This is a genomic window from Streptomyces sp. CMB-StM0423 (assembly GCF_002847285.1).
In the GTDB taxonomy this organism is placed as follows: Bacteria; Actinomycetota; Actinomycetes; order Streptomycetales; family Streptomycetaceae; genus Streptomyces.
This window is the reverse complement of the sequence record NZ_CP025407.1, coordinates 875,031-898,575: the sequence shown is the minus strand read 5'-3', so window position 1 is coordinate 898,575 and position 23,545 is coordinate 875,031. Positions and strand designations below refer to the sequence as shown.

General features: G+C 74.7%; 23 protein-coding genes and 2 pseudogenes. 19 read left to right on the top strand and 6 right to left on the bottom strand.

The window, feature by feature from the left end:
* Window positions 1-26 precede the first annotated feature (26 nt).
* Window positions 27-251 (top strand): MbtH family protein, encoded by a 225-nt coding sequence (locus tag CXR04_RS03770; protein ID WP_101420478.1) that lies wholly within the window; start codon window positions 27-29, stop codon window positions 249-251.
* Window positions 248-1,657 carry an acyl-CoA dehydrogenase family protein gene (locus tag CXR04_RS03765; protein ID WP_101420477.1) on the top strand — a complete coding sequence of 470 codons (1,410 nt, stop codon included), beginning with the start codon at window positions 248-250 and terminating at the stop codon, window positions 1,655-1,657. The genes CXR04_RS03770 and CXR04_RS03765 overlap by 4 nt, the downstream gene beginning before the upstream one ends.
* A 7-nt stretch (window positions 1,658-1,664) precedes the next feature.
* On the opposite strand, the gene CXR04_RS34730 is transcribed toward CXR04_RS03765, so the two are convergent.
* Window positions 1,665-1,850: a hypothetical protein gene (locus CXR04_RS34730; RefSeq protein WP_159072252.1), complete on the bottom strand. Its 186-nt coding sequence runs from the start codon at window positions 1,848-1,850 to the stop codon at window positions 1,665-1,667.
* A 228-nt stretch (window positions 1,851-2,078) separates the two neighbouring features.
* Here CXR04_RS34730 and CXR04_RS03760 point away from each other — a divergent pair, with 228 nt between their 5' ends.
* From CXR04_RS03760 to CXR04_RS35510, 3 genes are all read left to right on the top strand, one after another.
* Window positions 2,079-2,291 carry a DUF5132 domain-containing protein gene (locus CXR04_RS03760; protein WP_234380043.1) on the top strand — a complete coding sequence of 71 codons (213 nt, stop codon included), beginning with the start codon at window positions 2,079-2,081 and terminating at the stop codon, window positions 2,289-2,291.
* Window positions 2,292-2,423: 132 nt separating this feature from the next.
* Complete coding sequence (locus tag CXR04_RS03755; protein ID WP_234380042.1) at window positions 2,424-3,437, top strand: FAD-dependent oxidoreductase; 1,014 nt, start codon at window positions 2,424-2,426, stop codon at window positions 3,435-3,437.
* A 290-nt stretch (window positions 3,438-3,727) separates the two neighbouring features.
* Window positions 3,728-4,339, top strand: coding sequence for a hypothetical protein (locus CXR04_RS35510; protein ID WP_234380041.1), 612 nt, complete (start codon window positions 3,728-3,730; stop codon window positions 4,337-4,339).
* On the opposite strand, the gene CXR04_RS03745 is transcribed toward CXR04_RS35510, so the two are convergent.
* Window positions 4,275-5,780, bottom strand: a complete 1,506-nt coding sequence (locus tag CXR04_RS03745; protein ID WP_101420475.1) for an MFS transporter — start codon at window positions 5,778-5,780, stop codon at window positions 4,275-4,277. The two genes, CXR04_RS35510 and CXR04_RS03745, sit on opposite strands and share 65 nt — an antisense overlap.
* A 108-nt stretch (window positions 5,781-5,888) precedes the next feature.
* Here CXR04_RS03745 and CXR04_RS03740 point away from each other — a divergent pair, with 108 nt between their 5' ends.
* From CXR04_RS03740 to CXR04_RS03730, 3 genes are all read left to right on the top strand, one after another.
* On the top strand, window positions 5,889-6,746 hold the full coding sequence (locus tag CXR04_RS03740) for a helix-turn-helix domain-containing protein (protein ID WP_101420474.1): 858 nt from the start codon (window positions 5,889-5,891) through the stop codon (window positions 6,744-6,746).
* 12 nt (window positions 6,747-6,758) lie between these two features.
* On the top strand, window positions 6,759-7,556 hold the full coding sequence (locus CXR04_RS03735) for a class I SAM-dependent methyltransferase (RefSeq protein ID WP_101420473.1): 798 nt from the start codon (window positions 6,759-6,761) through the stop codon (window positions 7,554-7,556).
* Between the two features lie 63 nt (window positions 7,557-7,619).
* Window positions 7,620-8,306 (top strand): DUF899 domain-containing protein, encoded by a 687-nt coding sequence (locus CXR04_RS03730; protein ID WP_101420472.1) that lies wholly within the window; start codon window positions 7,620-7,622, stop codon window positions 8,304-8,306.
* 26 nt (window positions 8,307-8,332) lie between these two features.
* On the opposite strand, the pseudogene CXR04_RS03725 reads toward CXR04_RS03730, so the two are convergent.
* A pseudogene (locus CXR04_RS03725) lies at window positions 8,333-8,578 on the bottom strand (universal stress protein); the annotation flags it as partial.
* A 241-nt stretch (window positions 8,579-8,819) separates the two neighbouring features.
* Between CXR04_RS03725 and CXR04_RS03715 the strand changes: the two are divergent.
* The 4 genes from CXR04_RS03715 (at window position 8,820) to CXR04_RS03700 (ending at window position 13,123) form a co-directional block, all read left to right on the top strand.
* On the top strand, window positions 8,820-9,608 hold the full coding sequence (locus CXR04_RS03715; RefSeq protein ID WP_101420471.1) for an SDR family NAD(P)-dependent oxidoreductase: 789 nt from the start codon (window positions 8,820-8,822) through the stop codon (window positions 9,606-9,608).
* 112 nt (window positions 9,609-9,720) lie between these two features.
* Window positions 9,721-10,533, top strand: a complete 813-nt coding sequence (locus tag CXR04_RS03710; protein ID WP_101420470.1) for an SAM-dependent methyltransferase — start codon at window positions 9,721-9,723, stop codon at window positions 10,531-10,533.
* A gap of 153 nt (window positions 10,534-10,686) precedes the next feature.
* Window positions 10,687-11,598 carry a helix-turn-helix domain-containing protein gene (locus CXR04_RS03705; protein WP_101420469.1) on the top strand — a complete coding sequence of 304 codons (912 nt, stop codon included), beginning with the start codon at window positions 10,687-10,689 and terminating at the stop codon, window positions 11,596-11,598.
* Between the two features lie 94 nt (window positions 11,599-11,692).
* Complete coding sequence (locus tag CXR04_RS03700; RefSeq protein ID WP_101420468.1) at window positions 11,693-13,123, top strand: dihydrolipoyl dehydrogenase family protein; 1,431 nt, start codon at window positions 11,693-11,695, stop codon at window positions 13,121-13,123.
* A gap of 235 nt (window positions 13,124-13,358) precedes the next feature.
* On the opposite strand, the gene CXR04_RS03695 is transcribed toward CXR04_RS03700, so the two are convergent.
* A complete protein-coding gene (locus CXR04_RS03695; protein ID WP_442802443.1) occupies window positions 13,359-13,895 on the bottom strand; it encodes a tellurite resistance TerB family protein in 537 nt (178 codons plus the stop codon).
* A gap of 205 nt (window positions 13,896-14,100) precedes the next feature.
* Between CXR04_RS03695 and CXR04_RS03690 the strand changes: the two genes are divergently transcribed.
* The 3 genes and pseudogenes from CXR04_RS03690 to CXR04_RS03680 all read left to right on the top strand — a co-directional run bounded on the left by CXR04_RS03690 (window position 14,101) and on the right by CXR04_RS03680 (window position 17,784).
* Window positions 14,101-15,000 (top strand): hypothetical protein, encoded by a 900-nt coding sequence (locus tag CXR04_RS03690; RefSeq protein WP_101420466.1) that lies wholly within the window; start codon window positions 14,101-14,103, stop codon window positions 14,998-15,000.
* A 119-nt stretch (window positions 15,001-15,119) separates the two neighbouring features.
* Window positions 15,120-16,400: a glucuronyl esterase domain-containing protein gene (locus CXR04_RS03685; protein WP_101420465.1), complete on the top strand. Its 1,281-nt coding sequence runs from the start codon at window positions 15,120-15,122 to the stop codon at window positions 16,398-16,400.
* A 98-nt stretch (window positions 16,401-16,498) separates the two neighbouring features.
* Window positions 16,499-17,784, top strand: a pseudogene (locus CXR04_RS03680) (FUSC family protein).
* A gap of 48 nt (window positions 17,785-17,832) precedes the next feature.
* On the opposite strand, the gene CXR04_RS03675 reads toward CXR04_RS03680, so the two are convergent.
* Complete coding sequence (locus CXR04_RS03675) at window positions 17,833-18,657, bottom strand: LLM class F420-dependent oxidoreductase (protein WP_101420464.1); 825 nt, start codon at window positions 18,655-18,657, stop codon at window positions 17,833-17,835.
* 218 nt (window positions 18,658-18,875) lie between these two features.
* Between CXR04_RS03675 and CXR04_RS03670 the strand changes: the two genes are divergently transcribed.
* The 4 genes from CXR04_RS03670 (at window position 18,876) to CXR04_RS03655 (ending at window position 22,913) form a co-directional block, all read left to right on the top strand.
* Window positions 18,876-19,529: an endonuclease gene (locus CXR04_RS03670; protein WP_101420463.1), complete on the top strand. Its 654-nt coding sequence runs from the start codon at window positions 18,876-18,878 to the stop codon at window positions 19,527-19,529.
* 57 nt (window positions 19,530-19,586) lie between these two features.
* Window positions 19,587-20,159, top strand: a complete 573-nt coding sequence (locus CXR04_RS03665) for a GNAT family N-acetyltransferase (protein ID WP_101420462.1) — start codon at window positions 19,587-19,589, stop codon at window positions 20,157-20,159.
* A gap of 81 nt (window positions 20,160-20,240) precedes the next feature.
* Complete coding sequence (locus tag CXR04_RS03660; protein ID WP_234380039.1) at window positions 20,241-21,275, top strand: Ppx/GppA phosphatase family protein; 1,035 nt, start codon at window positions 20,241-20,243, stop codon at window positions 21,273-21,275.
* 90 nt (window positions 21,276-21,365) lie between these two features.
* Window positions 21,366-22,913 carry an MFS transporter gene (locus CXR04_RS03655; protein ID WP_101420460.1) on the top strand — a complete coding sequence of 516 codons (1,548 nt, stop codon included), beginning with the start codon at window positions 21,366-21,368 and terminating at the stop codon, window positions 22,911-22,913.
* A gap of 24 nt (window positions 22,914-22,937) precedes the next feature.
* Here the strand turns inward: CXR04_RS03655 and CXR04_RS03650 are convergent, their stop codons facing one another.
* A complete protein-coding gene (locus CXR04_RS03650; protein ID WP_101420459.1) occupies window positions 22,938-23,516 on the bottom strand; it encodes a dihydrofolate reductase family protein in 579 nt (192 codons plus the stop codon).
* Between the last annotated feature and the right edge of the window lie 29 nt (window positions 23,517-23,545).

Genomic DNA, 23,545 nt, shown 5'->3' with positions numbered 1-23,545 from the left:
CGTCCGTTGAGAACCAGGAGCGTGGAATGACGCACGCGACCAATCCGTTCGAGGACGACGAAGCCCGTTTCCTGGTGCTCGTCAACGACGAGGGCGAGCATTCGCTCTGGCCGGCCTTCGCCGACGTACCGCGGGGCTGGCGCGTCGTCCTCGCCGAGGACACCCGGCAGGCGTGCTTGGAGTACGTCGAGAGGACGTGGACCGACATGCGGCCGCGCAGCCTCGCCGAGGCCGGGGACGGTGGCCGATGACACCGCCGCCGACCGGGTCGGCGCCGGCCGCCTCCGCGCCGCCCGGCTCCGCACCGGCCCGCTCCGCCCGCGAACTCCCGCCCGCCGGCGGCCCGTACGCGCCCTCCCCGGAACTCCGCGCCGTCCTCGCCCGCCACCCCACGCTCGCGGACTTCGCCGCCCGCGTCACGGACTTCCTCGACCGGCATCTGCCCGAGCCCGGCACGGAAGAGGCGCCCCGTCCGCCCTGGCTCGACCTGCGCAGGCACGCGGCCCGGGCCGGGCTGACGGGCTTCGACGTGGCCGCGCGGGACAGCGACGGGAATCCGGGCGCCGTCGCGGGCCGGGCGCCCGGCGGCGGCCCCTGCGCGGCCGTGCCCGCGGGTCTCGAGCGGGTCGCGCAGGGGCTCGCGATGTACCTGGCCGGGCGGCGCGACTGCGACGCGCGCGAGGTCTTCAGCTCGGGGCACGGCGCGATGGCCCTGCGCTACGGCCCGCCCTCCGTCGCCCTTGCGGTACGCGACCGGGTGGTCGGGCGCGGCGAGTTGGCGGGCGTCGCCTCCAGCGAGCCGCACTCCGGCTCGGATCTGCGCGGCCTGCGCACCGTGGCGGCGGACCACGGCGACCATCTGGTGCTGTCGGGCACCAAGGGCCTGGTGAGCCGGGTGGAGGAGGCCGTCGGCTTCGTGGTCTTCTGCAAGGTGGTCGCCCCCGAGTTGGCCGCCGCCCTGACCGCGGAGGGCGCCGACGCCGGTCCCCGCGCGATGCTGCGGGAGGTGCCGCTGTCGGCGCTCTGGCTGCCGATGGACGCCCCCGGCGTGCGCACCCAGACGGCCGCCCCGCTGGGCCTGCGCGGCTGGAGCCTGGGCCATCTGCACCTCGACGGCGTACGGGTCGAGCGCGACCTGCTGCTCGGCGCCCCGGGCGACGGCCGCCGGATCTTCGACGCGCACTTCGCGGGCTGGCGGCTGATGATGGCGCTGGTCTGCCTGGGCGCGGCGGGTGCCGCGATCGACGAGGCGATGGCGCGCACCCGCCGGCGCAGCGTCGGCCGTTCGTCGCTGGCGAGCATCCCGTCCGTGGCCTCCCGGCTCGGAACCGCGGCGGCGGAGGTGCAGGCGGCCACCGCCTGGTGCTTCTCGCTGCTCGAGGGTCTCGACCGGGACGCCGAGGGCGTCGACGTGGCGGCCTGCTCCGCGGCGAAGGCCCTGGCCACGGACGCCTCGTACCGCGCCGTCGACCTCGGGCTCCAACTCCACGGCAGCGACGGGTACACGTGCCACACCCCGATGGAGAAGCGCCTCCGCGACATCCGCGGGCTCCGGATCGCCGACGGCCCGAACGACGTCCTCTACAGCGTGCTGGCGCACTCGCTGCTCGAAGGCGCCCGGGCGGGTGTGCGGGTGGTGCGGCAGCGGCGGGTCTGAGCGGAGCTCAGGGGAGCTTTCCGCGCAGCGCGGAGAGATAGAAGGGGATTCTCTTCACGGCCTTGCGTGACACCGGAAAGACCTCGATCTCGCCGCATCTGTGGTTGTTGATGGTGAGCACGTATTCGCCGTCCGCATGCCGTAGTTCCGCAGAATAAAGAAGGTCGTCGTCCCGGCTTTCTCGTTCATTCACACGGGAAACAATAGGTCACGTCGCGATACGGAAGATCGTCTCAATTCCGCGGCACTCGAAAGAGTGAAGATCCGCAGGTCAGGGTGGTGGCAAGTCCGCTTCGTCCGCTAGTCTCTGAATTAGCAGTCCTGGCAACGTGAAAGAAATTCGAAGGGGCGGGTGCCGACGATGCTCCCAGTGCTTCCAGTGTTTTTGGTCGGGGCGGTTTCCGCGCCTCTTATCAAGAAAGTGATCAGGCCGGTCGTCCGCGGCACGATCAAGACGTCCGTGAAACTCGCGGTCGATGTGAAACGTGCGGCGCACGAGATCAACGAGGACATCAGCGACATCGCCGCAGAGGCGAGCGCCGAAGCCTTCGCCGCGGACGTCAGGGGCGATGCGGAGGTGCCGCGCCAGGGCACCAAGAAGCCGCGCGCGGGCAAGGCGGTCGCGACCGACTGAACCGGGCCGCCGGCCCGGCGGCTGCGGGCCCGGATGCGACACTGCCGGGGAGGTGGTCGCATGGTGTCCGGGAGCCCGACTCCGCCGCGGAACGGTGTCGTTGTCGTCGGCGCGGGGGCCGTGGGTGCCTCCGTGGCGTACCACCTGGCGTGCCTCGGGGTGCGCGTGACGCTGCTCGACCGGGAGGCGGCCCCGGCCGCGGGCGTCACCGGCGCCTCCTTCGCCTGGATCGGCGGTACCGCCGGCGACTGGCCCGGCGGCGCCGAGGACCTGCGCGGGTCCGTGCTCGCCGACCACCGTCGGCTGGAAGCCGGGGTGCCGGGCTACGCGGTCCGCTGGACCGGCTCGCTGACGTGGACCGGTGAGCGGACCGCGGGGGACACACCCGCGGTGCCGGGCAGGCACCGGGTCGTACGGGACGACATCGCGGTGCTGGAGCCCCACCTCCGCAACCCGCCCCCGCACGCCGTCCACACCCCCGGCGACGGGGGTCTCGACCCGGAGGCGACGACCCGCGCGCTGATCGCCGCCGCCCGTGTCCGCGGCGCGACGGTGCTCCTCGGCACGGCGGTGACGGCGCTGGAGACCGCGGCCGGCCGGGTCACCGGCGCGCGTACCGCGACGGGATTCCACCCCGCGACGACGGTCGTCCTCGCCGCCGGCACTGGCGTCACCGCCCTGTCCGCGGCGCTGCCCGCCGAGGTGCCCGTACCGGAGTCCCCGGCCTTCCGGGTCCGGGTCGCGGCGCCGCCGGGGCTGGTCAAGACCATCATGGCGACACCGGAGTTCGAGGTGCGCGAGGTGACCGACGGCGAACTCCTCATGACGATCCCGTATGCCGGCGACTCTTCACCGGCAGCGCTGGCCCAGACCGCCGAGAACGCCCTCCGCCACCTCAAGGACGCCTTCCGGGGCGCCGATTCGTGCCGGCTGCTCGACCACCGCCTCGGCCGCCGGCCGATGCCGCCCCACGGCCCGCTCATCGGCTACGCGACGCCGGACCGCTCCGCCTACGTCGCCGTCATGCACGCGGCCCTCACCCTCGCCCCCACCGCGGGCCGCCTCATCGCCGCCGAACTCACCACCGGCGAAGCACCCCCCGAACTCCGGCGCTGCCGCCCGCCGGGCACGGGAGGGCGGGACTGAGCGCGTACGCCGGCGTCCGGGCGTACGCGGACCCGAGTAGCGAAGGTGTCTCCCCGTGGAGGACGCGGCCACAGGCCCGCGGGCACCAGGCTGGCCACCCGTGAGGATCACCGGAGCGCAGTTCGGCGACGCCGCCCTGGCCGCCGTCGTCACGACGGCCGGGCTCGCCGGCACGCACGCCGCCGGCGGACCGGAGCGTGCGGACGTCGCCGTCGACGCCCGCGGGTACGCCCTGTTCGCGACCGCCGCGCTCGCGCTCGCCGTACGCCGCAGATGGCCCACGGTTCGCGGTGGCGGCCGGATGCACCGCCGCCTACGTCCTCCTCGGGTACGCCTACGGCCCCATCCTCGCCGTCTTCATGATCGCCGTGCACACCCTCGCCCGGCACGTCCCCCCGGCGACGGCCGGTCCTTACGCGCTGGCCGCGCTGCTCGCCCTGCTGCCCCATCTGCTCGTGCGGGACCACGGGCCCGGGCTCCCGGGGGCGCTCCCGGTCTCCGCCTGGGCCGTCGTCCCGTTCGCGCCGGGCTACGCGATGCGGCTGCGGCGGCCACGTCTCACCGCCTTCGTCGCGCTCGTGCCCGGCCCGCTGCAAGTCGTCCCCGCGATCCGGGCCCGCCGCCGCGTCCCGGACCGTCTCGATCCTGACCGGGGCGCTGGGCCGCCCGGTGCGGGTGGAGGCGGTCGGCGACGACGACGTACGCGCCGCGCCGTGGAGGCCGCCGGGGGCATGGCCGCCGGCACCCGCGACCTCACCCCGGAGCAGCCGCGGGACGTGCTCACCACCACGCCCACCACCCTCGCCGCCCGGGCGTACGCGCACCTGCGGCCGCCGCTCAGCGAAGCGCCGCGGGCAGCGGCGGCGCGGGGCGGCGACGGCGCGGCAGGTGCCGCAGCGTGAGCACCCCGAGCGCCGCGTGCAGCAGCGCCGCGACCAGCGCGGCCGCGTGCAGCCCCGTGACGAACGCGGACTCCGCCTGACCGGCCGCCGCCGCCGTGACCCCCGGCGCCTGCAACGTCTCGGTGAGCGTCCCGGCCAGGTCCGGCCCCCGCAGCCGGAAGACCAGCGCCGCCAGCGAGCCGAGCAGCGCGATCCCGAGGGCGTTGCCCAGCTCGTTGCTCGTCTCCGCGATCGCCCCGGCGGAACCCGCGCGCTCCGGCGGCACCGCGGCGACGGCGGTGTCCGCGACCACGCTGAACGAGATGCCGTAGCCGACCCCCGCGACGACGGTGGCCGCGACGTACCAGCCGGCGCCGCCCGAGACCCCCGTGGGCAGGAGCAGCAGCAGCCCGCCGGCGATGACGAAGTGGCACGTGAGCAGCGCCGCCCGGGTGCCGGTGCGCGCGACAACCGCCGGGGTCACGACGCAGGTGACCGTGAGCACCAGCGCGCCGGGCAGCGTCACGAGGGCCGCGTCGAAGACGCCGAGCCCGCGCACGGACTGCAGGTAGATGCCGCCCAGATACGCCACCGCCGACCACGCCGCCAGCGGCAGCAGCCCGGTGACCGCCGCGATCGCGAACACCCGGTCGCGGAAGAGCCCGAGGTCGATCAGCGGGTGGGCGAGCCGCAGTTGGCGGCGTACGAACCACCACAGCAGGGCGACGCCCACGCCGGCCGCGACCAGCGGCACGACCGCGGGACCGTGGGCCGCCGCGCGCTTGATCCCGTAGACGGCCAGCAGGATGCCCGCGGCGGACAGCACGACACTCGGCACGTCGACGCAGCCCTGCCCGCCGGCGCGTACCTCGCGCAGCAGCCGCGGGGCCAGCAGCAGGAACAGGGCGACCACCGGGAGGTTGATCAGGAACACCGAGCCCCACCAGAAGTGCGCGAGCAACTGCCCGCCCACCACCGGGCCGATCGCGAAGCCGGCGGCGAAGGCCGCCGCGAAGATCCCGATGGCCTGCGCGCGCCGCCGCGCGTCGGCGAACAGCTCGCTCAGCACCGCGAGCGCGGAGGGCAGCAGCGTGGCGCCGGCCACGCCCATCAGCACCCGGAACGCGATCAGCAGCTCCGCGGACGGCGCGAACGCCGCGCCCGCCGAGGCGGCGCCGAACACCGCCGCCCCGGCCATCAGCAGCCGCAGCCTGCCGTACCGGTCGCCGATGCCGCCGAACGCGACGAGCAGGGAGCCGACCGCGAACCCGTAGCCGTCGAGTATCCACAGCGCCTGGTCCGCCGACGGCGACAGCTCCGCGGAGATCGAGGTCATCGCCAGGAACAGCACCGAGCCGTCCATCGCGACGAGCAGCACCGGGCCGAGCACCACGAGCAGGCCGAGCCACGCCCGCGGGCCCGGGGCGGGAGGAGGAGGAGTCCGCTGTACGTCCATGGCCACGACGGTGCTCCGGCGCGCGGCCGCCAGCCATCCCCGCACCGTGGGTACACCCCGCAGGGATACCCGGGGCCGCCGCACCCGCGCCCGCCCCGACGTAGCCTCGGGACCATGGAGCTGGAGAACCTCGGGGCGTATCTGAAGACCCGCCGCGGCCGCGTCACGCCCGCCGCCGCCGGGCTCGGCACCTACGGCGCCGCCCGCCGGGTGCCGGGCCTGCGCCGCGAGGAGCTGGCGCAGCTCGCCGGGGTGAGCGCCGGGTACTACACGCGGCTGGAGCAGGGGCAGACCGGCACCGCCTCCCGGCAGGTGCTCGACGCGCTGGCCCGGGTGCTGCGGCTGGACCCGGCCGAGACGGCCCACCTGCACAACCTCGCCCGCCGCCCGGTCGCGCCGCGGCTGCTCCGCCCGCCGCCCGAGGAGCCGCACCCGCGGGTGCTGGCGCTGCTGACGTCCCTGGCCGAGACGACGCCGGCCATCGTGCTGGGCCGCCGCGGGGACGTGCTGGCCTGGAACCGCACCGGGCACGCGCTCGTCGCCGAGCACGTCGGCTTCGACGCCCCCGGCGACCCCGCCCGCCGTCCTTCGGTGCCGCGGATGTTCTTCCTCGACCCGCTTGCACGGGACCAGCACGCCAACTGGGCGGAGCTGGCCCGCATCCACGTCGCGTACCTGCGGCTGACCGCGGGCCGCTACCCCACCGACGCCCGCCTCGCCGAGCTGATCGGCGAACTCGCCATGGGCAGCGCGGACTTCGCGGAGCTGTGGGCCGCGGGCGACGTCGCCGACTGCACCGTGGGCACGATGCGGCTGCGGCACCCCACCGTCGGCGCGCTCGACGTCGGCTACCAGGTCTGGCTGCAGCCCGACAGCCCGGACCACCGGCTGGAGGTCTACACCCCGGAAGACCCCGCGTCCGCCGACGCCCTCCGGCTGCTGTCCGCCCGGTCGCACCCGGCGGACGCCTGACACGATGCGGGGATGACCTCACCGAACGAGCACGGTGACGCCGACGGCGGCAACCGGCAGGAGCGGAACCGCCAGGAGCTGCGCGAGCAGGAGCCGAGCGAGCGGAGCCGGCAGGCCGGCTCCTTCGGCGCCGCCGCCGGCGCCTACGAGCGCGGCCGTCCGCCCTACCCGCCGGAGGCGACCGCCTGGCTGGTGCCGGAATCCGCCCGCGCCGTCGTCGACCTGGGCGCCGGCACCGGCAAGCTGACCCGCGCCCTGCGCGCCCCCGGCCGCGAACTCGTCGCCGTCGAGCCCTCCGCGGGCATGCGCGAGCAGTTCGCCCGCGTGCTGCCCGGCATACGGGCCGTCGCCGGCACCGCCGAGTCGATACCCCTGCCCGACGCGAGCGCCGACACCGTCGTCTGCGCCCAGGCGTGGCACTGGGTCGATCCCGAACGGGCCGTCCCCGAGGTCGCCCGGCTGCTGCGCCCCGGCGGCCGGCTCGCGCTGGTGTGGAACAGCCGCGACGAGTCCGTGCCCTGGGTCGCGGAGCTGGGCCGGCTGCTGCGCGAGTACGCCCCGGCGCCCGCGGAGGACCGCCAGACCGACCGCGTCGGCGCGCCGTTCGGGCCCGTCGAGCGCCGGGACTTCCGCTGGCGCCACCCGAGGACCGACGCGGAGATCGTCGACATGGTCGCCTCCCGCAGCTACGTGATCACCCTGGCGCCCGCCGTACGCGAGCGGCTGCTGGACCGGGTGCGGGCGCTCCTCGCGGTGGCGCGACCGGGTGAGATGCCGTACGTGACCGAGTGCCATCGCGCCCAGCGATGAGTTCCGCCGGGCCGGCCGGTCTCACCGTACGGATAAGCAATCCCTGAACGCCGGAGGAGCACCATGACCGCCCACGCAATGCCGCCCGTCGTCGACACCGGCACCTGGCGGCGCGAGCTGGACGCGCTGCGCGTCCGTGAGAAGGCCGCGACCCGGGAGCTGGACGCCATCGCCGCGCAGCGGCGCCGGCTGCCGATGGTCGAGATGCCCGATTACACCCTGGAGGGTGCGGAGGGGCCGGTCCGGCTGGTCGACGTCTTCGACGGCAGGTCGCAGCTCATCGTCTACAACCACATGTGGTTCGAGGACAAGGAGTGGCAGTGCGGCGGCTGTACGAGCTACACCGCGCAGTTCACCCGGTTCGGCTTCCTCGACCCGTACGACGCGCGGTTCGTCATCGTCACGCAGGGCCCGATCGACCAGGCGCTGGCGTACAAGAAGCGCGTCGGCAACCAGATGACCTGGTACTCCACCGCCAACAGCCCGTTCGGCGCCGACGTCGACGCCCCGAAGGGCGGCGGGTTCGCGCTCAACGTCTTCCTGCGCGACGGCGACACGGTCTACCGCACCTGGCACTCCAGCGGCCGCGGCACCGAGCAGTTGAGCCACACCTTCCCGCTCGTCGACGTGCTGCCGTACGGGCGGCAGGAGGACTGGCAGGACTCGCCCGAGGGCTGGCCGCAGTCGCCCGCGTACAGCGGCTGGCTCGACTCGAAGGACATCGCCCGCCTCTACGGCGAGGACGCGTAACCCGGCTCTCCTACGGGCCGGGAGGGGGCGGAGGCGGCCGCGAGCCGCGCCACCCGCTCGCCCGGGCCGCCGCCGGGGCCTTTGTGCCCCGGCCGCCCGGGCGCGGGCCCGCCCCGGCCGAGCAGCCCGGCGAGCGCGCCGTGCGCCGCGCCGGGCACGTCGGCGGGGGCGACGTGCAGCAGGACGACCTCCGCCGCCGCGGGCGCGTGCGCGCCCGCGGCGGCCACGCAGGCGGGCCAGGTGCCCTCGACGATCCACACCACCACGGCCACGGGTCACCCCTCCTCCGGTCACGGTCAGCGAGACCCACAGTGCCAGCACCGCGGCGCCCAGAGCGGCCGGTACGGCGTACACGCCGAGGCGGGTGAACTCCTGCAGTTCCACCTCCGCGTCGTGCGCGTGCACCACGCGCCGCCCTCGGCCACCGCAGCACTCACCGGCCCGTCCTCGCCGCTGCCGGCCCGCCGCCACGCGCGGCGAGGCCGTGTCAGACCGGCCTTCTAACCTGGTCCGATGGAGCGATTCGAGGGATACGGAGTGCTGGTCACGGGCGCCGGACAGGGCATAGGCGAGGCGGTCGCCCGCCGCTTCGCCGCGGAGGGCGCGGGCGTGCTGGTCACCGACCGGGACGGCGAGCGCGCCGAGCGGGCTGCCGCCGCGATTCGCGCCGCCGGCGGTACGGCCGCGGCGCTCGCCTGCGACGTGACGGACGGCGCGGCGGTCCGGGCGGCGGTCGCGTACGCGGCGGAGTCCTTCGGCGGGCTGCACGTCCTCGTCAACAACGCCTACGCCGTCCACCGCGACCCGCCCCGCTTCGAGGACTGGCAGGAGCCCGACTGGTACGAGGACTTCGAGGTCACCCTGCACGGCGCCGCGCGCTGCGCCCGCGCGGCGCTGCCGCTGCTGGCCGCCGCCCCGGGCCGGGCCGCGATCGTCAGCATCGGCTCGGTCAACGCCGAACGCCACTACGGCGAGCACGCGTACAGCGCCGCCAAGGCCGCGCTCGTCTCCCTCACCCGCACCCTGGCCGTGGAGAGCGCGGCGCGCGGCGTGCGCGTGAACCTCGTCGAGCCCGGCACCGTGCGCACCGCCGTCTGGGCCGACCGGCCCGAGGTCCTGGCCCGGGTCGAGGAGCACTACCCGCTGGGCCGCGTCGGCGAACCGGACGACATCGCGGCGGCGGTGGCGTTCCTCGCCTCCCGCGACGCGGCGTGGATCACCGGGGTCAGCCTGCCGGTGGACGGCGGGCTGCTGGCGAGCCACCTCGCGATGTCCCGGAGCATCGCGGGCGACGGGGCGTGACCGGCCGCCCGGCCACCGCGGCGGGCGGGCGGGTCCGCGGGCGGCGGTGACGGCGGGCTCCCCCTCGGTTACGTTGTCCGGGCCGCGCCCCCGACCCCGGACGGTGGAGACCATGACAGAGGAAACGTTCAACGACGGCAGGCAACGGGTGGTCGTCGACACCTCCGTGCCGCACTCGGCGAGGATCTTCAACTACTGGATCGGCGGCAAGGACAACTACGAGCCGGACCGCACCGCCAGCGCCCGGTTCCAGCAGGTCTTCCCGGAGATCGTCGATCTCGCCCGCAGCGGGCGGCAGTTCCTCCGCCGGGTCGTCGGCCACCTCGCGAGGGAGGCGGGCGTACGGCAGTTCCTCGACATCGGCACCGGGCTGCCCACCGCGGACAACACCCACGAGGTGGCCCAGCGCGCGGCCCCCGACTCCCGCATCGTCTACGTCGACAACGACAAACTCGTCCTCGCGCACGCCCGCGGCCTGCTCACCAGCACCCGCGAGGGCGCGACCGCGTACATCGACGCCGACGTCGAGGACCCCGAGGCGATACTCGCGGGCGCGGCGCGCACCCTGGACCTCGACCGGCCGGTCGCCGTCATCCTCATGGGCATCCTGGCGCACGTCGACGGCTACGAGCAGGCCAGGTCGGTGGTGCGGCGGCTGATGGACCCGCTGCCGCCCGGCAGTTACCTGGCGATACGGGACGGCGTCGACGGCAATGAGAAGTACAGCCGCGCCATCGCCGGCTACAACGCCACCGGCGCCGTGCCGTACCACCTGCGCAGCGCCGCGCAGATCGCCGGCTACCTCGACGGGACGGAGTTGGTCGAGCCCGGCGTGGTGTCCTGCCCGCTGTGGCGGCCCGAGCCGGTGGAGGTCGGCAGCCCGGTGGAGATGGCGGTCCTGGGCGGGGTCGGCCGGAAGCCGTAGCCCGCGGCGCGTTGCCGCCGCGGGCATGTCCGCCGCTCGCAAAGATCGGGCCAAGGTGCGCTTTTGCCCCCTGTGGCGCGTTACGCTACCGCGGGTAGCGTGAGTCTCGACGGCGAAGGGCCATCGCGGAGAACCGATGCCTGCGGAGGACCGATGACGGTGCCCATGGCGGCAGTGCACGACCCCGGGATCACGCTCGCCGGTGAGCACGAGCGCGGCGGCCGGCCCGTCTGCAGGTCCGTCCTCGGCTCCCGGCTGCGCCGGCTCCGCCAGGACCGCGGCATCCAGTTGCAGGCCGCCGCCCGCCAGATCGGCGCCTCGGTCGCCAAGCTGTGCCGGCTGGAGCTGGGCCAGGGCGGCTGCAAGGACTACGACATCGCGGCGCTGCTCGACTTCTACGGTGTCACCGACGAGGACGAACTCGACGAGTTCGCGGCGCTGACCCGCGGCGCCAACGCGCCGAGCTGGTGGCAGGAGTACAGCGACCTGATACCCAGTCAGGCGGAGACCCACCTCGGTCTGGAGGAGGCCGCCACCGTCATCCGCAGCTACCAGTCCCAGCGCATCCCGGACCTGCTGCAGACGGCCGCGTACGCCCGCGCGATCACCCAGCTCGGCTTCCCGCGCGACCCGGTGCAGACGGTGGAGCGCCGGCTGCACCTGCTGGAACGCCGCCAGCAGGCCCTGACCCGCGCCGACCCGCCGCGCTGCTGGGTGCTGCTCGACGAGGCGGCGCTGCGGCGCTCCGTCGGCGCCCCGGGGGTGATGGAGGGCCAGTTGCAGCACCTGCTCCGACTGCACCTCGACCACCCCACGGTCACGCTGGACGTGGTGCCGCTGGCGGCCGGCGGCACGGCCGCGGTGGCGCAGCCGCTGACGATGCTGCGGTTCGCCGAGCCCGAACTGCCGGACGTGGTCTGCCTGGACCAGCTCTCCGGCACCGTACGCATCGACAAGCCCAGCGAGGTCGACCGCTACCGGCTGGCGCTGGACAATCTCGCCGCGGCCACCAGCACCAGCACCGACGCCGCCGAGTTCCTGACCCGCCTGCTGCACGGCCACTGACGGCGCCGTACGCGCGGCGCGTACCCGCGGCCCGGCGACACACCCCGCGGGGGTGCTTTACCGGCCCCGCGCACCCACCGGCCACACTGACCCCATGACGGAAACGGAATCCTTTGCGTACGACGTGGTGGTCATCGGCGGTGGTCCCGTGGGCGAGAACGTGGCGGACCGCACCCGCGCGGCCGGCCTGTCCACCGCGGTCGTCGAGAGTGAACTCGTCGGCGGCGAGTGCTCGTACTGGGCCTGCATGCCCAGCAAGGCCCTGCTGCGGCCGGTGATCGCCCGCGCCGACGCCCGCCGCCTCCCCGGGCTGAGCGGCCTGGTGGCCGGCGACCTCGACGCGGCCGCGGTCCTCGCCCGCCGGGACGCGTTCACCTCCCACTGGGAGGACGACGGCCAGGTCGCCTGGCTCGACGGCATCGGCGCCGACCTCTACCGCGGCCGGGGCCGCCTCGCCGGGCCGCGCACCGTGGCGGTGACCGACGCCGACGGCGTGGTCCGTACGCTGACCGCCGGGCACGCCGTCGCCGTCTGCACCGGCAGCCGCGCCCTGCTGCCCAAGCTGCCGGGCGTCGCCGACGTCAAGCCGTGGACCAGCCGGGAGGCCACGAGTTCGGCGGTCGTTCCCGGGCGGCTGATCGTCGTCGGCGGCGGCGTGGTGGGCGTCGAGATGGCCACCGCCTGGCAGGCGCTCGGCTCCCAGGTCACCGTCCTCGTCCGCGGCGGCGGCCTGCTGGACCGCATGGAGCCCTTCGCCGGCGAGCTGGTCACCGAGGCGCTGACCGAGGCCGGCGCCCAGGTGCGTACCGGCACCTCCGTCACCTCCGTGGTCCGCGAGAACGGCACCGTCCTCGCGACCACCGACGCCGGCGACACCATCGAGGCCGACGAGATCCTCTTCGCCACCGGCCGCGCGCCCCGTACCGACGACCTCGGCCTGGAGAACGTCGGCCTGGAGCCCGGCTCCTGGCTGGCGGTGGACGACAGCCTGCGGGTCGAGGGCAGCGAGTGGCTGTACGCGGTCGGGGACGTCAACCACCGCGCGCTGCTGACCCACCAGGGCAAGTACCAGGCGCGCATCGCGGGCGCGGCCATCGCCGCCCGCGCGCAGGGCGTGCCGCTGCTGGAGTCGGACCCGTGGGGCGCGCACGCCGCGACCGCCGACCACGGCGCCGTCCCGCAGGTCGTCTTCACCGACCCCGAGGCCGCGGCCGTCGGGATGTCGCTGGCCGAGGCGGAACGGGCCGGGCACCGGGTGCGCGCGGTGGACGTCGCCCTGGGCTCGGTCGCGGGCGCCTCACTGTACGCGGACGGCTACCGCGGGCGGGCGCGCATGGTCGTCGACCTGGACGCGGAGATCCTGCGCGGCGTCACGTTCGTCGGTCCCGGCGTGGGGGAGCTGATCCACTCGGCAACCATCGCGGTCGCCGGCGAGGTGCCGGTGAGCCGGCTGTGGCACGCCGTCCCGTCGTACCCGACGATCAGCGAGGTGTGGCTGCGGCTGCTGGAGGCGTACCGCGGCTGAGGGGCCCCCGGCCCTCCGGGACACGGTCGGCTTCTCGCGGTACCCGTACGCCTCCGACGCCGCCAACGCGTACGCCGAGGTGCCGTGGGCGGGCGACCTGGAGTTCATCCACCACATGGCCGAGATCGCGCCCCTGCGCGACCTGTGGCGGGCCCGCGTCACCGGGACCTGAGGCGCCGCGTGCCTCGTACGCCCCCGGGGCGTACGAGGCACGCGAACCACCGGGCGTCCGGCCTCAGAGACCGAACTCCGTGGGCGGCAGCCCGAGCACGGAGCACGCCTCGCGGAGCACCTGCTGCTCGGCCGGGTCGATGTAGCCGTCGGCACCGGCGATGACGAACCCGGTCTGGATCACCGCCCGCGCCTCCGCCGCCTTCTTCTTCGCCTTGGCGATCTCCTGCAGCGCCTCCGCCTTGCCCGACTGGAAGTCGACCGTGAGCCGGTCGAGGTGCTTGGTGAACCGCTGCCGCAACTGCTCCGGCGGGAAGTTCTGCAGCACGTCGTTGCTCATGATCATCGACTCCATGCGCTCCCGCTCGGCGGGGTGCACGTGTCCGTCCGCGGCCGCCACGAGCGCGCAGACCGCCATGGTCGCGTCCCGGTACGCGCCGCTCTTCAGCTCCGTCTTCATCGAGCTGAGCTGCGACTTGAACATGCTCACGAGCTGGGCCTTGGAACCACCGCCCGAGCCCGTCGAGCCCTGGCTCCCGGACCGCCCTCCGCCCCGGGACTGCTGAAGGCCCTTGGCCTGATCCTTGATCCGATCAAACATCGACACTGAAATGCCACCTCGGGTTGCGGGCGTGCGCCCGGCTCGTCGGTTCCGGTCGTCGTACCGAAGACCGCGGTGCCGCGGTCAGTCTCTCAACGCCTCCGCAGGACGCGGAGGTTCCGCATATACCCGCCCGGGGGAACCGGGGAACCGCGCGGGGCGGGGCGCCGTCGGAGAGGCGTACGAGGGAACGAGGGGGGACGGCATGACGGGGGATCCGGCAGGTGTACGGCCGCGCAGCGGCGGGTGGTTGATCACGGCGGCGATCGTCGTGGGCACGCTGCTCGCGGGTGGCGTGTGGTGGGCGGTGACGGGCCCGGACGGCGCACGCGTCTCCGGCCCCGACGGCGCCGACGGCACGGTGGTGCCCGGGGCGGAGGCCGTGCACTTCGAGCAGGGGCACGGGCTCGCGGCGGTCCGCGCGCTGCTGCGGACGCCGGCGGACGTGCGGGCGTTCGCCGGCTGGTATCCGCAGGAGAGCGTCGGCGGCACGCTGCGGGAGAAGCTGCTCGCCCGCGACCTGGGCGCCGAGGCGCTGGTCGCCACGGGCTGGAGCAGCGGCTGCACCAGCGCCGGGGGCGCGGTGCTGACGTACGACGAGAACACCGGCTACGCGGCGCGGCTGACCGGTACGAAGACGCACGAGACGTGCGACAGCCCGTGGGACGTGCTCGCGGTCTTCGCCGTCCCGGAGAAGGACGTCGGCGCGGACCCGAGGATCGGCGGCGCCCCGCCGGGCCCGCCGGGACCGGCGGAACTCCTCGCCTACGCGCCGCTCGACGACGGCGCGGCGGGGCGCGCGCCGCGGGCGGCGGAGGTCAGCCAGCCTGACCAGTTCGACGCCTTCGTACGCCCGCTGCCGCCGGCGGCGACCGCGGCGCTGGAGAGCGAGCTGGGGAGCCTGTACGACTCGGAGCTGCCGGGTCCTGCGCGGCGCTTCGCCTTCGCGGGGCGGGGGTGCGGCGACGACCTGGTGCTGGAGATCACGTCGCGGCGGCTGCGGCCGGTGCCGGCGGGCGGTGCGTGCCGGGATCCGCAGCCCTACGTCGCGGTGTTCTCGGTGCCGGCGGACCGGGTGCCGTCGAGCGCGGTGATCGGCGGCTGATCTTCCCGTAGCGAAAGTTTCGGATGCGATCGCGAAAGTGGCTGGAAACCACTGTTGTCGCGCCGCGGACCCCTTCCTACCGTATGGGAGCGCTCCCACTCTGGCTTGGAGGTCCCCCCATGCGCTTCCACCCGCTCCCCAGGACCCGACCACTCGCGTGGGCGGCCGCCGCCGTCGTGGCCGCCGCGGCGATGTTCGCCGGCACCCTCGACGCCCGGCCGGGGGCCGCCGCCGACCGCATCGGGACCGTCGCCCAGGCGGCGCCCGGGGTCGAGGACGACGGCGCCGACTGCCCCGTCCCCAGCCCGCCCACCCAGGCGAACGCCCTGCTGCCCGACCCCTTCACGAAGCTGGACGGCACCCGGGTCACCTCAGGCGCCGACTGGCGCTGCCGCCGGGCCGAGATCAGGGAGCTGGCCGAGCGCACCGTCTACGGCCAGAAGCCGGCCAGGCCCGCGAGCGTCACCGGCAGCGTGTCGCGGACCGGGATCACCGTGAACGTCTCCGACCAGGGCCGCAGCGCGAGCTTCTCCGCCCGCGTCGACCTGCCGAGCGGCACCGGCCCGTTCCCCTCGGTCGTCGTCTACGGCGGCTTCGGCGCGGACACCGCCGCCATCAAGGCCGCCGGCGCCGCCGTCGTCAACTTCGACCCGTACGCCGTGGGCCGGGAGGGCACCCCGCGCAGCAACAAGCAGGGCGCGTTCTACAGCGTCTACGGCTCCTCCAGCAGCACCGGGCTCCTCATGGCCTGGGCCTGGGGCGTGAGCCGGATCATCGACGTCATCGAGCAGTCCGACGGCAGCGTGCTGCGGGCGGGATCGACCGGCGTCACCGGCTGCTCCCGGTTCGGCAAGGGCGCCTTCGTGGCCGGCGCGTTCGACCAGCGCATCGCGCTGACCATGCCCATCGAGTCGGGCACCGCGGGCGCGCCCGCCCTCCGCAGCGTGCCGCGGGAGACCGGCGCGCAGCCGCTGAGCAGCGGGTACTCGGAGCAGCCGTGGCTGGGCGACGCCTTCGGCGCGTACACCGGCAACCCGGCACAACTGCCCGTGGACACCCACGAGATGGTCGGCATGATCGCGCCCCGCGGGCTCTTCCTCATGGAGAACCCGCACGTCGACTGGCTCGGCGCGCGGTCCGGCAGCGTGGCGGCGCTCGGCGGGGCGGAGGTCTACAAGGCGCTCGGCGCGGGCCGGAACATCAGCTACTGGTCCGATGTGCAGGACGGCACCCACTGCGCCTCCCGGGCCGAGTGGCGCGGGCCGCTGCAGCAGAGCATCGCGACGTTCCTGCGCGGTACGGGCAGCGCCCCCGGCGTCTTCCGGATCTCGCCGAAGAAGCCGGGCAACCTCGCCGAGTGGCGCACCTGGCAGACCCCGGTCCTCACCGACGGCGGCTGACCCCCGCCGGCCCCCCCCACGCCACCCCCTCGGCCTACGCGGACCCGAGGGGGTGGCTTCGCGCGCCGGGCCGGGGCGCTCTCTGTGAGACCTTGGCCTTGATCACCGGCGCCGCGGCGGACCGCCGCGGCGCCCGCAGCGCGCGACGCCACCGGGAGGAGCGCTGAAGTCGTACACCGCCGACGCCCTCAACGGGCGCCCGCGCCTGGCCGGACTCGTCGAGCGGCTCCGCGCGCCCGCCGTGGCGCAGACGGTGCGCGCCGCCATGGCCGCCACCATCGCGTACGTGGTCGCCCTCCAGCTCACCGACGGCCGCAAGCCGCTCACGGCGCCGCTGACCGCGCTGCTCGTCGTCCAGGTGACCTTCTACGCCACCCTCACCACCGGCGTCCGGCGGGTCACCGCCGTCGTGGTCGGGGTGCTGATCGCCAGCGGGTTCAGCGCGCTGGTCGGGCTGAGCTGGTGGAGCCTCGGGCTGATCATCCTCAGCTCGCTGATCGCCGGGCGCATCGTGCGGGTGGACGAGTTCGTGCCCGAGGTCGCGATCAGCGCGATGCTCGTCCTCGGCGTAGCCCATGTGGGGGACACGGCGTTCACCCGGATTCTGGAGACCCTCACCGGCGCCGTCGTGGGCCTCACATTCAACCTGGTGCTGGCGCCCCCGGTGTGGGTGGAGAGCGCCGGCGACGCCATCGAGGATCTGGCCCGCCGCATACGCCGCCTGCTGCTGCGCAGCACGGAGCAGCTCACCGAGGTCACCCCGCCGTCGGTCGCCGCCGACCGGCTGCACGCGGCGCGCGAGCTGGACGAGTTCGTCGGCGAGGTCGACACCTCGCTGCGCCGCGCAGAGGACAGCCTGCGGCTCAACCCCCGGGTGAGCGAGGGCCTGATGCACCGGGTGGTCCTGCGCACCGGTCTCGACACGCTGGAGATCTGCGCGGTGGTGCTGCGCGTCCTCACCCGGAGCCTGTCGGACCTCGCGCAGGCCCGGCGGAAGGGGGAGCCGCTGTTCCCGCGCGACGCGGGCGCGGCGCTGCAGGACCTCTTCGGCTACCTCGGCGACGCGCTGGTGAGCTTCGCCCAACTGGTCGCGACCGAGGTCTCCGAGAGCGCCGAGACCGCGGCCGGCCGGCTGGAGGCGGACCTTGCCGCGGCCCGTGCCGTACGGGACCGGGTGGAGTCGCTGCTCCTGGAGACCGTGGGGCGCGACGAGGAGAACTGGTTCCTGTACGGCGCGCTCCTCGCCGACGTCAACCGGATCCTCGACGAACTCGACACCGAGCACCGTTCCGCCCGCCTGCTGGAGGCACTCGACCGCAGCAGCCGCGACTACCGCGAGCACATCCCCCGGCTCTCCCGCCTCGGCGCCTGGCTCACCCGCTGACCCCGCGGCCGTGCCGCCCGGCAGCCGCTCGGGGCCGTGGCGCCCGCGTCAGCGGTACGCCGCGGCCGCCGCCGCCAGCTCGTCCAGCGCCCGCAGCGACTCCGCCTCCGGCAGCGTCGGCAGGTCCAGCAGCACCCGCTCAAGACCCAGCTCCGCGTACGTCTCCAGGGCCGCCTGCTCGTGCGACGCGGAGTACGGCACCACCGGCGCGTCGCCCGCCACCTCCCGCAGCCGCCGCATCCGCCCGCCCAGTTCCCCGGCCGGCACCCGGCTCGGCAGCCACGTCGCGCCGTACGCGGCGACCCGCTCGAAGGCCGGCTCGCCGCCCCCGCCCACGTAGACCGGCGGATACGGCCGCTGTACCGGCTTCGGCCAGCAGAACACCGGGTCGAAGTCGACGAACTCGCCGTGGAACTCCGCCTCGTCCTGCGTCCACAGCGCGATCATCGCGCGCATCCGCTCGTCCAGCAGCCGCCCGCGGGTGCGCGGCTCCGTGCCGTGGTTGCGCATCTCCTCGCGGTTCCAGCCCGCGCCGACGCCGAAGGCCACCCGGCCGCCCGAGACCAGGTCGAGCGTGGCGACCTCCTTCGCGGTGACGATCGGGTCCCGCTCCACGACCAGCGCGATGCCGGTGCCCAGTAGCAGGTCCCTGGTGACCGGGGCCACCGCCGCCAGGGCCACGAACGGATCGAGCGTGCGGTAGTACTTCCGCGGCAGCTCGCCGCCGGCCGGCAGGGGCGAGCGCCGGTCGACCGGGATGTGGGTGTGCTCGGCGACGAACAGCGCGTCGAAGCCGCGCTCCTCCAGTGCCCGCCCGAGCACCGCGGGCGCGATGCCCTCGTCGGTCAGGAACGTCGACACCCCGAACTTCACGGGCGGCCACCTCTCTCGGGTACGCACGTCGCGTACCCGCTCGGCTACGCGCGCCACGCACGGTCGCACACCCCGGAGGCACCCGCAAGATCGGCCGCCCGCCGGCAGCCGCCCGGCCTGCGGCCCCGGCGCCGCGATGGCACAGTTGCCTGCAGAGGGCCGCCGCGTCCCGCGGCTCGCCCGGCCGGCGGTACCGGGGGAGTCCGGAGGACGGAACGGTGACCCAGAACCAGCAACGTACGGTGCACGCCCTCCTGGACGGCTACGGGACCACGTACGCCGAGGACGCGGGTATCCGGCTCCGCAACACCCCGCAGCCCCTCTACCGGCTGCTCGTGCTCTCCAGCCTGCTCAGTGCCCGGATCCGGGCGGGCGTCGCCGTCAGCGCCGCCCGCGCGCTGTTCCACGCCGGGATGGGCAGCCCGCAGCAGATGGCCGACGCCACCTGGCGGCGGCGGGTCATCGTCCTCGGCGAGGGCGGCTACCGGCGCTACGACGAGAGCACCGCGACCCAGCTCGGCGACGGTGCCCGGCTGCTGCTGGACACCTACGGCGGCGACCTGCGCGGCCTGCGCCGCGAGGCGGACGGCGACACCGCCCGGATGGGCAGCCTGCTCCAGCAATTCCCGGGCCTCGGCCCTGCGGGCGCGGCGATCTTCCTGCGCGAGGCCCAGGGCGTCTGGCCGGAGGCCGCGCCGTACATCGACGCCAAGGTCGTGCAGGGCGCCGGCAAGGTGGGCCTGCCGGAGGACCCCTCCCGGCTCGCCCGGCTCGTCGGGGAGCCGCAGCTCCCGCGGTTCACGGCGGCGCTGGTGCACTGCGCGCTGGACAAGGGCGCGGCGCAGCAGGTCAGGGAGCTTACGCACGCGTGAGGGCGGGCGGTACCGGGCCGCCCGGGCGGGCGGCCCCCGCATGGCATCCTCGGTGGCATGAGCATCGATGTCCGCCCCGCCTCGGTCTTCGAGGACGTCCGGGCCGTGCTCGGGCCGAAGTCCCCGGACGCCAGCGTCTGCTGGTGCCTGAGCTACCGGATTCCCTCCCGGCTCAACCAGGAGCTGCGCGGGCCCGCCCGCGGCGAGTACGCCGCCGGGCTGTGCGCCGCCGAGCCGGCGCCCGGGGTGCTCGCCTACGACGGGGACGAGCCGGTGGGGTGGGCGGCGGTGGCGCCGCGGGCGGAGACGACCTTCGCGCGCAACCGCAAGATCCCCCACCTCGACGACCTGCCGGTGTGGGCGCTGTGGTGCGTACGGGTACGCCCCGGCCACCGCAAGAAGGGAATCTCGCACGCCCTCATCGCCGGCGCGGTCGACTTCGCCCGCGCCCACGGCGCCCCGGTGGCCGAGGCGTACCCGCTGGACAACGGGACCGCCCGGGTCGACCTGACGATGGCCTACGCCGGGCTGAGGAAGAACTTCGAGCGCGCCGGCTTCACCCACGCGGCCGACACGACGTCGGTGCTGGCCGGACACCCCCGGATCCTGATGCGGCTCGACCTGCGCTGAGCGCGTACGCGAGCCCGGGGACACCCGGGTCGGAAGAGGAGGGATGTCTAAAATGCCGCCGAATGGGGTACGTGAGGCCGAATGAGAGTCGGCGTGATCGATGCGGGATCCCACACGGTGCGCCTGGTGGTCGCGGACGCGGACGGCCAGGTGCCGCTGCCCGTGCACACGGCCAAGCGGCAACTGCGCCTCGCGGAGCTCGCCGGCCCCGACGGGCGGCTCGGCGACCGGGCGGTCGGGGAGCTGGCCGCCGCCGTGGGCGCCGCGCGTGAGGAGGCCAGGCGCTGGGGGGTGGCGGAGCCGTTCGCCTTCGCCACCGCGGTCGTACGCGACGCCCCCAACGCGCGCGACATCGTCCGCGCCGTCCGCGAGCGCACCGACGTGGTCCTGCAACTGCTGCCCGGCGAGACGGAGGCCGAGCTGACGTTCCTGGCGGCCCGCCGGTGGATGGGCTGGCGCGCCGGGCCCATGGCCGTGCTCGACATCGGCGGCGGCTCGTTCGAGGTCGCCTGCGGCCGCAGCAGGCTGCCCGACTTCGCCATCGCGCTGCCGCTGGGCGCCGCCCGGCTGACCCGCGAGTTCTTCCCCAGACAGGACCCGCCGCCGCCCGCCGCGGTCAAGGCCGTACGCCGCCACGTGCGGCACCGGCTGCGCGACGTGGCCGCGCGCATCCGCTGGGAGGCGCCCCGCACCACCGTCGTCACCTCCCGCACCATGCAGCAGCTCGCCCGCCTCTGCGGCGCCGCACCCGGCCGGCACGGCCCGTTCGTCCCCCGCACGATGGCGCAGGAGGACCTCCGCCGCGCCGTCAAGCAACTGCGGGGGCTGCCCGCCGCGGAACGCGCCCGGCTGCCCGGCATCTCGCCCGCCCGCGCCCGGCAGTCGCTGGCCGGCGCGGTGGTCGCGCACACCGCCATGAAGCTGATGAGCATCGACGTGGTCACCGTCTGCCCCTGGGCGATCCGCGAGGGCATCCTGCTGCGCACCGTCGAGGAGGGCAGCGTGAGCTGGTGGACGGCCCCGGCCGGCGACGGGCCGCGCGTACCGGGACAGCGCAGGCCGCACCCGGGCCTCGGGCTCGACGCGGTCCTGCCACAGATCAACCTGGCGAACTGAACCCGCCCCGGCCCTCTCCAGCGGCCGAACCGGCGGCTGTGGCGGCGCGTTGACCACGTTGGCGGCGGGCGGCGTGGTACCCCGGATCTCATGGACGCAGAGGCCCAGGACAACGACGGCAGCACGGCCCGGGATCCCGCGGCCCGAAAACGCCACCCGCTGCTCTTCCGCGTGGCGCAGGCCAAGCTGCGGCCCCGGTGGCGGCTGAGCGAGATCACCGTCACCGAGGAGCCCGAGATCCGGCGCGCGGTGCGCGCCGCCGCGCTGGGCAACGCCATGGAGTGGTTCGACTACGGCATCTACGCCTACCTCGCGGTCACGCTCGGCGACGTCTTCTACTCCGGTGCCAGCGAGGGCACCCGCACGATACTGTCGCTGGCGACCTTCGCGGTCTCCTTCGCCGTACGCCCGCTGGGCGGCGCCTTCTTCGGCCCGCTCGGCGACCGGGTCGGCCGCAAGCAGGTGCTGGCGCTGACGATGATCCTGATGGCGTCGGCCACCTTCTCCATCGGCCTCATCCCCAGCTACGACACCATCGGCCTGTGGGCGCCCCTGCTGCTCATCATCGCCCGGCTCACGCAGGGCTTCTCCACCGGCGGCGAGTACGGCGGCGCGGCGACCTTCATCGCCGAGTACGCCCCCGACAAACGGCGCGGCTACTACGGCAGCTTCCTGGAGATGGGCACCCTCGCCGGATACATCGGCGCCTCGGGGCTCGTCCTCGTGCTCACCGCGGGCATCGGCGAGGACGGCATGGCCTCCTGGGGCTGGCGGATCCCGTTCCTCATCGGCGGCCCGCTCGGCGCGATCGGCCTCTACCTGCGGCTGCGGCTGGAGGAGACGCCCGCCTTCGTGAAGTCCGAGGCGGGCCGGGCCACCGTGGCGGAGGTGACGGGCGAGGCAGAGCCCGCCCTGGGCCGGAAGGCCGAGGGAGGGAAGGCCGAGGGGAAGCAGGCGCCGGGTGAACTGCGGCGGATCGTGGCGGGGCAGCGGCAGACGATACTGCTGTGCATCGCGCTGGTGGCGGCGTACAACGTGGCGAACTACATGCTGCTCACGTACATGCCGACGTATCTCACGGAGGTCCTGGACTGGCCGCGGGCCGAGCAGCTCGCCGTCGTCATCGCCACGATGGTCGCGATGATCTCCGTGGTCACGCTCGTCGGCCGCGCCAACGACCGGGTCGGCCGCAAACCGCTGCTGATGATCGGCATGGTCGGCTTCCTCGTGGTGACGGCGCCGGCCTACGTCCTGGTACGGCAGGGGTCCGTGCTCGCCGTCTTCGGCGGCATGCTGCTGCTCGGCGGCAGCCTCATCTGCCTCCAGGGCACCATGTCGGCGACGCTGCCGGCGCTCTTCCCCACGGAAGTCCGCTACGGCTCGCTGGCCATCGGCTACAACCTCTCCGTCGCGGTCTTCGGCGGCACCACCCCCGCGGTCATCGAGGGGCTGGTGCACCTCCTGGACACGCCGATGGCGGCGGCGTACTACACGATGACCTTCGCCGTCGTCGGCATCGTCTCCGTGTCGCTGCTGACGGAGACGGCCGGCCTGCCACTGGCGGGCTCACCACCCGCGGTGGCCACGGCGGCGGAGGCGGAGGAGGTCGTACGGACCCAGCGCCGGAACCTGCTCTGACCCCCGCCGGGGCGGCGGCCGCGCTCAGCCGTGCAGGGTGGGCCGGTAGATCAGCTCCTGGATGCAGCTGTCGAGGGTCCGGGTCTCGATCAGGTCGAGGTCGAAGTCGGCCGCGCCCTCGAAGATCGGAGCGAGCCCGGACCGTCCGGTGATCACGGGAAAGAGCGTGACCTGCACCCGGTCGACCAGGCCGGCGGCCATCAGGGCCCGGTTCATCGACAGGCTGCCGTGCGAGCGCAGCGGTACGTCCGACTCCTCCTTCATCCGGGCGACGACGTCGACGGCGTCGCCGCGCGCGACGGTCGCGTCCGGCCAGTCGAGGGGCTCCGTCAGGGTGGTCGACACGACGGTCGCCGGCAGTTGCGTCATCCGGGTGACCCACGGGTCGCGCACGTCGTCGCCCTCGGAGCTGTCGGCGATCATCTGCGCGAACAGCCGGTGGGTCTGGGCGCCGAAGACCATCCGCTGCTCCTCGCTGTACAGGCCGAGGCGGCGGTCGAGCAGTTCGGGGCCCTGCTTGCCCCAGTAGCCGGTCCAGTCGCCGCCGGCGGCGCCGAAGCCGTCGAGGCTGCTGAAGACGTCGAAGGTGTACGTGGCGGTCATGGTGCGCTCCTCGGAAGGACGTCGATCGG